This is a genomic window from Streptomyces sp. NPDC059957, from assembly GCF_042730015.1.
Classification (GTDB): domain Bacteria; phylum Actinomycetota; class Actinomycetes; order Streptomycetales; family Streptomycetaceae; genus Streptomyces.
In genome coordinates, this window is sequence record NZ_JBHWMB010000109.1 from 11,461 (window position 1) to 20,994 (window position 9,534).

Annotated in this window: 8 protein-coding genes; 6 read left to right on the plus strand and 2 right to left on the minus strand. The window is 73.5% G+C overall.

Annotated elements, in window-relative coordinates:
• Window positions 1–69: 69 nt before the first annotated feature.
• The gene (locus tag ACFWBW_RS38830; protein ID WP_385383612.1) at window positions 70–1,170 is read right to left on the minus strand and encodes an NADH:flavin oxidoreductase/NADH oxidase; all 1,101 of its coding nucleotides are present in this window, start codon (window positions 1,168–1,170) and stop codon (window positions 70–72) included.
• 204 nt (window positions 1,171–1,374) lie between these two features.
• On the opposite strand from ACFWBW_RS38830, the gene ACFWBW_RS38835 reads away from it, so the two are divergent.
• The gene (locus ACFWBW_RS38835; RefSeq protein ID WP_385383615.1) at window positions 1,375–2,466 is read left to right on the plus strand and encodes a WD40/YVTN/BNR-like repeat-containing protein; all 1,092 of its coding nucleotides are present in this window, start codon (window positions 1,375–1,377) and stop codon (window positions 2,464–2,466) included.
• Between the two features lie 39 nt (window positions 2,467–2,505).
• Here the strand turns inward: ACFWBW_RS38835 and ACFWBW_RS38840 are convergent, their stop codons facing one another.
• Window positions 2,506–4,140, minus strand: a complete 1,635-nt coding sequence (locus tag ACFWBW_RS38840) for a von Willebrand factor type A domain-containing protein (RefSeq protein WP_385383617.1) — start codon at window positions 4,138–4,140, stop codon at window positions 2,506–2,508.
• 217 nt (window positions 4,141–4,357) lie between these two features.
• On the opposite strand from ACFWBW_RS38840, the gene ACFWBW_RS38845 reads away from it, so the two are divergent.
• From ACFWBW_RS38845 to ACFWBW_RS38865, 5 genes are all read left to right on the plus strand, one after another.
• The gene (locus ACFWBW_RS38845; RefSeq protein WP_385383620.1) at window positions 4,358–5,002 is read left to right on the plus strand and encodes a TetR/AcrR family transcriptional regulator; all 645 of its coding nucleotides are present in this window, start codon (window positions 4,358–4,360) and stop codon (window positions 5,000–5,002) included.
• Window positions 4,999–6,705: a PEP-utilizing enzyme gene (locus ACFWBW_RS38850; RefSeq protein ID WP_385383623.1), complete on the plus strand. Its 1,707-nt coding sequence runs from the start codon at window positions 4,999–5,001 to the stop codon at window positions 6,703–6,705. Before ACFWBW_RS38845 ends, ACFWBW_RS38850 begins: the two co-directional genes overlap by 4 nt.
• Before the next feature lie 35 nt (window positions 6,706–6,740).
• The gene (locus tag ACFWBW_RS38855; protein ID WP_385383626.1) at window positions 6,741–7,556 is read left to right on the plus strand and encodes a PEP/pyruvate-binding domain-containing protein; all 816 of its coding nucleotides are present in this window, start codon (window positions 6,741–6,743) and stop codon (window positions 7,554–7,556) included.
• 97 nt (window positions 7,557–7,653) lie between these two features.
• A complete protein-coding gene (locus tag ACFWBW_RS38860) occupies window positions 7,654–8,340 on the plus strand; it encodes a uracil-DNA glycosylase (RefSeq protein WP_385383629.1) in 687 nt (228 codons plus the stop codon).
• A 133-nt stretch (window positions 8,341–8,473) separates the two neighbouring features.
• Window positions 8,474–9,388, plus strand: coding sequence for a sirohydrochlorin chelatase (locus tag ACFWBW_RS38865; RefSeq protein ID WP_385383632.1), 915 nt, complete (start codon window positions 8,474–8,476; stop codon window positions 9,386–9,388).
• Window positions 9,389–9,534: the final 146 nt, after the last annotated feature.

Genomic DNA, 9,534 nt, shown 5'->3' on the forward strand with positions numbered 1-9,534 from the left:
GAACCATGGGGGGAGCGGAGCCGAACGGCGGGGTGTGGCGTGGAACCCGGCCCCCCGCCCCGCACCGGTTCACCACGAACGCAGGTACTGCTCGGGCGTACGGATCTCCGCGCCGAGCTCGGCGGCGGCGCGGCGGGCCCAGAACGGGTCGCGGAGCAGTTCGCGGCCCAGCAGCACGGCGTCGGCCTCGCCGTTGGCCAGGATCTTCTCGGCCTGCTCGGGTTCGGTGATCAGGCCCACGGCGGCGACCGGCAGGGTGGTCTCCGCCTTGACCCGGGCCGCGAAGGGCACCTGGTAGCCGGGGCCGACGGGGATCGTCACGCCGGGCGCGAGGCCGCCGGTGGAGACGTCGAGGAGGTCCACGCCGTGCTCCACGAGCAGTCCGGCCAGCCGGACCGTCTCGTCCGCGGTCCATCCGCCCTCCTCCAGCCAGTCGGTGGCGGAGATCCGGAAGAACAGCGGCAGCTCCTCGGGCCACACCGCCCGTACGGCGTCGACGACTTCGAGGGCGAGGCGGGTGCGGTTCTCGAAGGAGCCGCCGTACTCGTCGGTGCGCTTGTTGCTGTGCGGGGAGAGGAACTCGCCGATCAGGTAGCCGTGGGCGCCGTGGACCTCGACGACCTGGTAGCCGGCGGCGAGCGCGCGCCGGGCGGCGGCCGCGAACTGCTCCACGACGTCACCGATCTCCCGGACCGTCAGCTCGTGCGGGACCTGGTGGTCCGCGGAGAACGGCACGGGGCTCGGGGCGCTGGGGCGCCAGCCGTGCGCCTCGGGCCCGACGGGCCGGCCGCCCTTCCAGGGGCGGTCGGTGGAGGCCTTGCGGCCGGCATGGGCGAGCTGGATGCCGGGGACCGCGCCCTGGGCCTTCACGAAGGAGGTGATCCGGCGCAGCGCCTCGACCTGCGTGTCGTTCCAGATGCCGAGGTCGTACGGGGAGATCCGCCCCTCGGGGGAGACGGCCGTGGCCTCCTGGACGATGAGGCCGGCGCCGCCGGTGGCGCGGGCCGCGTAGTGCGCGAAGTGCCAGTCGTGGGCGACCCCGGCCTCCGGACCGGAGGGCTCGGCGCTGTACTGGCACATCGCGGCCATCCACACCCGGTTCGGGACGGTGACCGAGCGGATGGTCCACGGCTGGAACAGGGCGGTGAAGGAAACGGGGGCAGCACTCATGAGGGGTCTCCAGGGGCGACCGGAAGCGTGCCGGGGGAACCGGCCGCTAAGTACGAGAGTCACCGTACTACGAAAACCCTCGTAGTACGAAGCCTCTCGTACGACGGGGTGGGCTCGCGCGCCGCGACCTGCCCCTGTCAGTGGTCGGGTGCAGACTGGCGGAAAAGCTGCCGTGCAGGACAAAGACGTCCGGAGGTGTCGGCCATGACCGACGTGGTACTGCTCGCGGGGACCCGCAAGGGACTGTTCATCGGCCGCCGGGGATCCGGCGGCGCCTGGGAGTTCGGCGAGCCGCAGTTCAACGCCCAGGCGGTCTCGGCCGTCGCCATCGACCGGCGCGGCGGCGCGCCCAGACTGCTGGTCGCCGGGGACAGCACCCACTGGGGACCGTCCGTCTTCAGCTCCGACGACCTGGGCGCGACCTGGCGGGAGCCCGCCGCGGCCGCCGTGAAGTTCCCCGAGGACACCGGAGCCTCCCTGGAACGGGTCTGGCAGCTCCATCCGGCCGGCCCCGAGGCCCCCGGCGTGGTCTACGCGGGCACCGAACCGGCCGCGCTGTTCCGCTCGGCCGACCGCGGCGAGTCCTTCGAGCTGGTCCGCCCCCTGTGGGAGCACCCGACCCGGGACAAGTGGGTCCCGGGCGGCGGCGGCGAGGGTCTGCACACGGTGATCACCAACCCGGGCGACCCCGACCTGGTCACGGTGGCGGTCTCCACGGCCGGGGTGTTCCGGACCACGGACGGCGGGGCCAGCTGGGCCCCCTCCAACCACGGGGTCTCGGCGGTGTTCCTGCCCGATCCGGACCCCGAGTTCGGCCAGTGCGTCCACAAGATCGCCCAGGACGCCGGGGACACCGGCCGGCTCTACCTGCAGAACCACTGGGGCGTCTACCGCAGCGACGACGCCGGGACCCGGTGGACGGACATCGGAGGCGGCCTGCCCTCCGACTTCGGCTTCGCGGTGGCCGCCCACCCGCACCGGCCCGGCACCGCCTACGTCTTCCCGCTCAACGCCGACTCCGACCGCGTCCCTGCGGAACACCGCTGCCGGGTCTTCCGCACCACGGACGCGGGTGCCAGCTGGGAGCCCCTGACGAAGGGCCTGCCGGCCGGGGACCACTACGGCACGGTGCTCCGGGACGCGCTCTGCACGGACGACGCGGACCCGGCCGGGATCTACTTCGGCAACCGCAACGGCGAGCTGTACGCCAGCCAGGACGACGGGGACAGCTGGCAGTTGCTGGCCGAGCACCTCCCCGACGTCCTGTGCGTACGGGCCGCCGTACTGGACGGCTAGCAACGGCGGCCCGCACCCGCGCCCACCCCCGCCCGGGCCTCAGCCGGTGAGCGTCCGGGCCTCGCGCAGGGCCTGCGCCAGCTGGCGTACGGCCGAATCCTCGGTGCTCCCCGCCAGCCGTTCCGCGTGCCCGGCCAGGGTGCCCAGCGGGACGGCGCCCGGCACCCGCTCCCAGCCGCCGTCGCGCTCGCGCAGGGCGGAGGCGAAGTAGGCCGCCACCGCGGTGACCTGGAAGCGGTCGGACGCCCCGGTCCACACGTCGCCGGACAGCTCCGCCGCCTCGATCTTGCCGGACTCCTCGTGCGGCGCCCGGGTGCGCGGGTCCAGCCAGCGCACCGTCGCCGTCGCCAGGTGTCCGGTGGCGCCGGGGCGCAGCCGTACCGCGTACAGGGCGGTCACGGTGTGGCCGGAGCCGACCTCGCCCCCGTCCACGGTGTCGTTCCTGAAGTCGCCGTCGGCGACGCGGCGGTCGTCGTAGCCGATCAGCCGGAACCGTTCGACGGTCTGCGGGTCGAAGGCGACCTGCGCCTTGGCGTCGCGGGCCCGCAGCTGCACCTGCGCCGGGAGGTCCTCGCAGAACACCTTGCGGGCGCCCTCCGCGTCGGAGACGTAGGTGGTGTGCCCGTCGCCCCGGTCGGCGAGCTGCTCCATGAAGGCGTCGTTGTACTGGCTGCCCACGCCGACGCCGAACAGGGTGATGCCGTGCTTGCTCCGGGCTTCGCCGATCCGGTTCAGGATCGTTTCGGCGGAGGTGGCACCGGTGTTGGCCAGGGCGTCGGAGAGCAGGACGACCCGGTTGGTGGCGCCGGGCCGCAGCGAGGCGACCGCGACCTCGTACCCGCGGACCACCCCGGCCTCCACGTTGGTCGAGTCGGCGGTGCGCAGTGCGGAGACCACCTCGTGGATCTGGTCGCGGTGCCCCTCGACCCGGGTCATCGGCAGCCGGGTCTGGGCCTTGCCGCTGAAGGTGACGACGGCGACCGAGTCGTCTTCGCGGAGCTGGTCGGTCATCAGCTTCATGGAGCTGCGGACGAGGTCGAGACGGCCGGGCTCGGCCATGGAACCGGAGACGTCGACGACGAAGGTGAGCGCCGCGGGCGGCCGGGCCTCGGCACCGTCGGCTCCGCCGTTGCCGACGCGGGTGGCGAGGCCGACGCGGACCAGGGACCAGTTCGGCTCGGTGGTGCGGGCCCCGTCGACGGTGACGGAGAAGCCGTCGCCGTCGGGCTCCTGGTAGTCCTGGCGGAAGCTGTTGACGAACTCCTCGGGGCGCACGGTGGCGGGGTCGGGGAGCTTGCCGTCCGCGAGGGTGCGGCGGGCGTACCCGTAGCTGGCGGTGTCCACGTCGAGCGCGAAGGTGGAGAGGTAGTCGGCCGGCGGTGCGGTGGGACGCCGTCCGTCGCTCTCGCCTTCCGTGGTTTCTCCGCCGGGCCGGGTGGCGGACGGCCGTGGCCCGGAGTCGCCGCCCTTCCACTCCCCGTCGGCGCTGCGGCTCGCACCGCCGCTTCCGCAGCCGGTCAGCAGGAGGCCGCCGGCGAGGAGCGCGGCGGTCAGTCTGCCGTAGGTTCTCCGCCGGGCCGGGCGGATGCTGCGGGACGTGCCGGGGGTACTGGGCGTGCCGGGGGTACTGGGCGTGCGGGGCGCGGCGGGCATGCGGTCCTCGTGGGGCTCCATATGGTCTCCCTCGAACGTCGTCGGTGTTGAAGGGGACGCCCTGAATCGGGAGTTGGAGCAATCGAACCTGTTGCGAACAGGTATCGAAGCGACAACGGGCCGCCGGTGAGGTGCCGGAGGCACGCGACTGGGGCCGCACGGCCGGCCGCGCGGCCCCATGGGCGATATATACCGTTTATTGACAGTTTGGTATGAATTGGAGTACCGTCAGCGTGCCATGAAAGAGAAGCGCGCGTACGAGAGTCCGCTGCGTGCCGGGCAGCTTGAGCAGACCCGACAGCTGATCCTCGCCGCGCTCACCGAGGCCATCGCCGACGAGAGCGTCCAGGAGCTGACCATCCCGCTCGTGGCGGAGCGCGCAGGCGTTGCCGTCCGCACCGTCTACCGGCACTTCCCCAGCAGGGAGGCGCTCTTCGCGGCCTGGAGCGGGTGGGCCCAGGAGAATCTGCACGTGCTCATGCAGTCCTACCCGGACACCTTGGACGGGCTGCGCCGCGTGGCGCCCGAGCTCTACCGCTCGTACGACGAGCACGCGCCGCTGATCCTCGCCATGCTGAACTCCAAGGCGGCCCGGCCGCTGCGGGAACAGGGCCGCAGGCACCGGTTCCACTCGGTGGAGGCGGCGCTGGCCGAGCTCACGGCGGAGGCCGACCCGGTAGCCCGCCGCCGTGCGGTCGCCGTGGTGTACCTGCTGGTGAGCGCCCCTGCCTGGCAGGCGATGCGGCTGCAGGCCGGCCTTGACGGGGCGGAGGCCGGCATGGCCGCCGCCTGGGCGGTGCGGGTGCTCACGGACGAACTGCGGCGAGACCCGGACGGCCCGCTACGCCCCATGGCAGATGACCGGCGAGGAGGAGAGCCATGAGCATCGCCACGGAACGCACTTTCGCTCCACCGGGGCCGGGTACCTGGTTCCTGGACCCGACCCACTTCACCCGCCCGGTGACCAGGTTCCACGCGGAGATCTTCGTCGAGGAGATGCACCGCGGCTTCGGAGAGAGCCTGCGCCGGTACGGGTCGCTGCTCGAACGGCTGGACTGGGCCTTCGTCAACGGCTTCTGCTACTACCATCCCCAGCCGCTGGGAGCCCCGCCGGACGCCACGGACCACCCGCCGAGGGAGATCTGGGAACGCCTTGCCGCCGAACATCCCGAGATCCGCAAGCGGCTCGCGACCAGTGCGACCGTCTTCGAGCGCAAGCTGTGGCGCGAGGACCTGCGCCGCTGGGACGAGGAGGTCAGACCCGGGCTCCAGCGCGAGCGGCACGAACTGCGGCAGGTCGAGCCCGGTCTCCTCGATACCGGAAGTCTGCTCGCCTACCTCGACCGGTGCCGGGAACACCAGCGCCGAGCCGGCTACCTGCACCACCTGTTCAACATGCCGGCACTGCTGCCGATGGGCGATCTGCTCGCCCACTGTCAGGAGTGGACCGGGCGCACCACCGGCGAGATCCTGGCCCCGCTGGCCGGATCGAGCCCCGACCCGCTGGCGGACCGGGAGGAGCTGGCCGAGCTGGCCGCCGCCGTGGCGGCGGACCCCCGGGCGAGCGAGCTACTCGCCTCCCCGGCACGGCCCCAGGAGCTGCTGGAGGCGCTGGGGGCCGTCGCGGGACGTACGAGCACCGCCCTCGCCGAGTACCTGGAGACGGCGGGCTGGCGTCCCGTCAATGGCGAGGACGTGGGTGATCCCTGCGTGGCGGAGCTGCCCGCCCTCGTGCTCGCGGCCATTCGCTCGGCGGTCTCCTCCTCCACGAGCCGCCGGGCGGACGCCCGCGCCGACCAGCGCGCCGACGCGGCGGCCGATCTTCGCAACGCCGTACCCGCGCCGCACCGCTCCCGCTTCGACGAGCTGCTCGCCGAGGCGCGGCTGGTCTCCCGGCTGCGCGACGAGCGCGGGTCGTGCGCGGACCTGCCGGCCATCGGCCTCACCCGGCGCTCCATCCTGGAGGCCGGCCGACGGCTCACCGAGCAGGGCAGGATCCACACACCCGCCCACCTGGCCGAAGCGGACTACGCCGAGCTGCGCGCCCTGGTCCTCACGGGGGCCGGGCCCGACGCCGCAGAACTCGCCGCGAGGGCGCACTACCGCGACCACGCCCGGTACGCGGACGCGCCGCCGGTGCTGGGTCCCCCGCCGGGCGACCCGCTGCCGCCCGATTGGCTGCCGCCCGCCGCGGCACGCCTCGAACGCGCCCTCGGGGCCGTCGTCCTTGCCATGTTCTCCAACCCGGCAGCCCGGACCGAGGGGCGGACCGTGCACGGGCTCGGCGCGAGCCCGGGCGTGTACGAGGGCACGGCACGCGTGATCAGCGGCGTGCCCGAGTTCGACCGCATCCGGCCGGGCGACGTCCTGGTCACCGATGCGACCACCACGGCCTTCAACATCGTCCTGCCACTTCTCGGCGCGATCGTCACCGACCGCGGCGGGGCACTGTCCCACGCCGCCATCGTCGCCCGCGAGTTCGCCATCCCCGGCGTCGTCGGATGCACTGATGCCACGGCGGTGATACCCGACGGCGCCCGGGTGCGGGTCGACGGCCTGGCCGGAGAGGCGGCGGTGGTCCGATGACGGGTTCGCTGTCGCAGAGGACGTGGTCCGCCCCCGTGCCGCTCCGCACGGCCACCGACGAGAGCCTGTACGGCGGAAAGTCCTCGCAGCTCGCGGCCGCCGCTCGGGCGGGTCTGCCCGTACCGGAGGGAATCGCCCTGGACTGGCTGTTCGTCGACGCCGTCGCAGCAGGCGACGACGAGGCGCTCGCCGCCCTGCACGTGTCGACCGCCGCTTTGCAGGGCGGCGGGCTGGCCGTGCGTTCCTCCGCGCTGGGCGAGGACTCGGCCGCGGCGAGCTTCGCCGGACAGCACCTCACCTGCCTCAACGTCCGTGGTCCGGACGGGCTGACCGAGGCGGTCGCGAGGGTGAGGGATTCTGCGCACTCGGCCGCCGCGCTCGCCTACCGCGTGCGCCTCGGGCTGCCCGGCCGGCCCCGAGTGGCAGTGGTGGTGCAGGAGTTGGTGCTACCCGAGTGCGCCGGAGTCCTGTTCTCCCGAGATCCCCTCGACGGCTCCGACGTCCGGGTGATCGAGGCGAGTTGGGGTCTGGGCGAAGCCGTGGTCGGCGGTCTGGTCATACCGGATCACTACCGGGTCCGCCGCGACGGCCGGGTGATCGAGCGCACGGCGGGCAGGAAGGACCTGGCCGTGGAGCCCGCGCCGGCCGGCGGAACGAGCCAGGTCCCGGTCCCCGCCGACCGGATCCACCGACTCTGCCTCGACGAGACGCGGTTGGAGAGCCTGCTGGAACTCACCGCCCGCTGCGAGCAGGTCTTCGGCGGAACCCAGGACCTGGAGTGGGCGTTCGTCGCCGACCGTCTCCGTCTGCTCCAGCGCCGGCCGATGACCGGGGCCGCGCCCCTGCGCTGACCCCCTGCGCTGACCCCCTGCGCTGACCCCCTGCGCTGCGCGCAGATGCGGTGAGCGTGGAGCCGGGCGGCGGGTTGGGCCACTAGAGTGATCCATCGTGGCAGCACGACCGTTGAACGAGATCGTCGAGCCGGGCTGGGCCCGGGCTCTGGAGCCTGTGGCGGCGCAGATCGCCGCGATGGGCGACTTCCTGCGCGCGGAGATCGCGGCGGGCAGGACCTACGTGCCCGCGGGCGCGAACGTGCTGCGCGCGTTTCAGCAACCCTTCGACGAGGTGAAGGTGCTGATCGTCGGGCAGGATCCGTATCCGACGCCGGGGCACGCGATGGGCCTGTCCTTCTCCGTGGCCCCCGAAGTCAGCCCGTGGCCGCCGAGCCTCGACAACATCTTCCGCGAACTGCACGCCGATCTCGGCACGGGCAAGCCCCGGAACGGGGATCTGACCCCGTGGACCCGGCAGGGCGTCCTGCTGCTGAACCGCTCGCTCACCACGGCCCCGCGCAAGACCAACGGCCACCGCGGCAAGGGCTGGGAGCCGGTGACCGAGCAGGCCATCCGCGCGCTCGCGGCCCGCGGCAAGCCCCTGGTGTCGGTGCTGTGGGGGCGCGAGGCGCGCAACCTGCGGCCGCTGCTGGGCGATCTGCCGGCCGTGGAATCGGTGCACCCGTCCCCGATGTCCGCGGACAACGGGTTCTTCGGGTCCAGGCCGTTCAGCAGGACGAACGACCTGCTGGTCCGCCAAGGCGCGCAGCCCGTGGACTGGCGGCTTCCCGCCACGGAGTGACCGGCGCGGTGACCCAAGAGGTGACCGAAGGCCTGAACGGTATCTGACATTCCTCGGATAAATACGGACAGATGCCGCCGGAGAAGGCCCTGCCCGAACACCCGGTTTCGATAAACCAGTAGCATGCGGCGCCATGAGCTCCCCCACTGGGCCCGCAAATGGCCTGCCCGTACGAATGCCGCGACCCCGCCAGACCGGACGGCACCGCCGGCCCGAGCCCGCGGTGGCGCCAGAGGGCGCGCCCGCGCTGGTGCTCGCCGTGCCCGGTGCCCCCTCGGCCGCCACGCGGGGGCTGGCGGAAGAGATCATCAGCATCGGCCGCTCCGAGCTGCCGGGCCTGGACGCCCGGGTCGGTTTCCTCGACGGTGACGACGACACCGAGTTCCCGTCCCTGTCCGGCGCGCTGAACGCCGTCGCCCACGACCGCGCCGCGCGCGCGGAGGCTGCCCGCGCCGCCGGCCAAGAGGTGCCCGCGCCGACCGGCCCGGACGCCGTGGTCGTGCCCCTGCTGGCCGGCCCCGACGGGGATCTGCTGCGCCGCGTGCGCCAGGCCCTGATGGACTCCTCGGCCGCCGCCGAGCTGGCCGACCCGCTCGGCCCGCACCCGCTGCTCGCCGAGGCGCTGCACGTGCGGCTGTCCGAGGCCGGTCTCGCCCGCGCCGACCGGGCCAGGCTCTTCAGCGTGACCACGGCCGCCGACGGCATCGTCCTGGTCGCCACCGGCGGCGAGGAGGCCGTACAGGCCGCGGGCATCACCGGCATGCTGCTGGCCGCCCGTCTCGCCGTGCCGGTGATGGCCGCCGCGCTGGACGAGGAGGGTTCGGTGGCCGCGATCGCCGACCAGCTCCGCCGCGAGGGTTCGACGCAGCTCGCGCTGGCCCCGTACCTGATCGGCCCGGAGGCCACCGAGGGACTCCTCGACACCGCCTGCAAGGAGGCCGGCTGCAGCACCGCCGACGTGCTCGGCGCCTACCCGGCGCTCGGCAAGCTGGCCGTCGCGCAGTACTCGGCCGCCCTCGGCATCACCCAGGGCGCCGCCGCCCACTGACCCCCCGCTCATGCCGTACGTACGAGGGCCCGGGGGCCAGGACAGTTCGCCACCAACCAAAGCAGGGGGGGGGCCCCCCTTTTCCCGGCCGCCCCGCCCCCCTCCTCCCTTTCCTCCCCCTCACAACACCCAACCGGTGGGGGGGC

Bases quoted from the DNA above. Each gene is read 5' to 3' on its own strand.
- ACFWBW_RS38830 (WP_385383612.1), bottom strand. From the start codon at position 1,170: ATGAGTGCTGCCCCCGTTTCCTTCACCGCCCTGTTCCAGCCGTGGACC.
- ACFWBW_RS38835 (WP_385383615.1), top strand. From the start codon at position 1,375: ATGACCGACGTGGTACTGCTCGCGGGGACCCGCAAGGGACTGTTCATC.
- ACFWBW_RS38840 (WP_385383617.1), bottom strand. From the start codon at position 4,140: ATGGAGCCCCACGAGGACCGCATGCCCGCCGCGCCCCGCACGCCCAGT.
- ACFWBW_RS38845 (WP_385383620.1), top strand. From the start codon at position 4,358: ATGAAAGAGAAGCGCGCGTACGAGAGTCCGCTGCGTGCCGGGCAGCTT.
- ACFWBW_RS38850 (WP_385383623.1), top strand. From the start codon at position 4,999: ATGAGCATCGCCACGGAACGCACTTTCGCTCCACCGGGGCCGGGTACC.
- ACFWBW_RS38865 (WP_385383632.1), top strand. From the start codon at position 8,474: ATGAGCTCCCCCACTGGGCCCGCAAATGGCCTGCCCGTACGAATGCCG.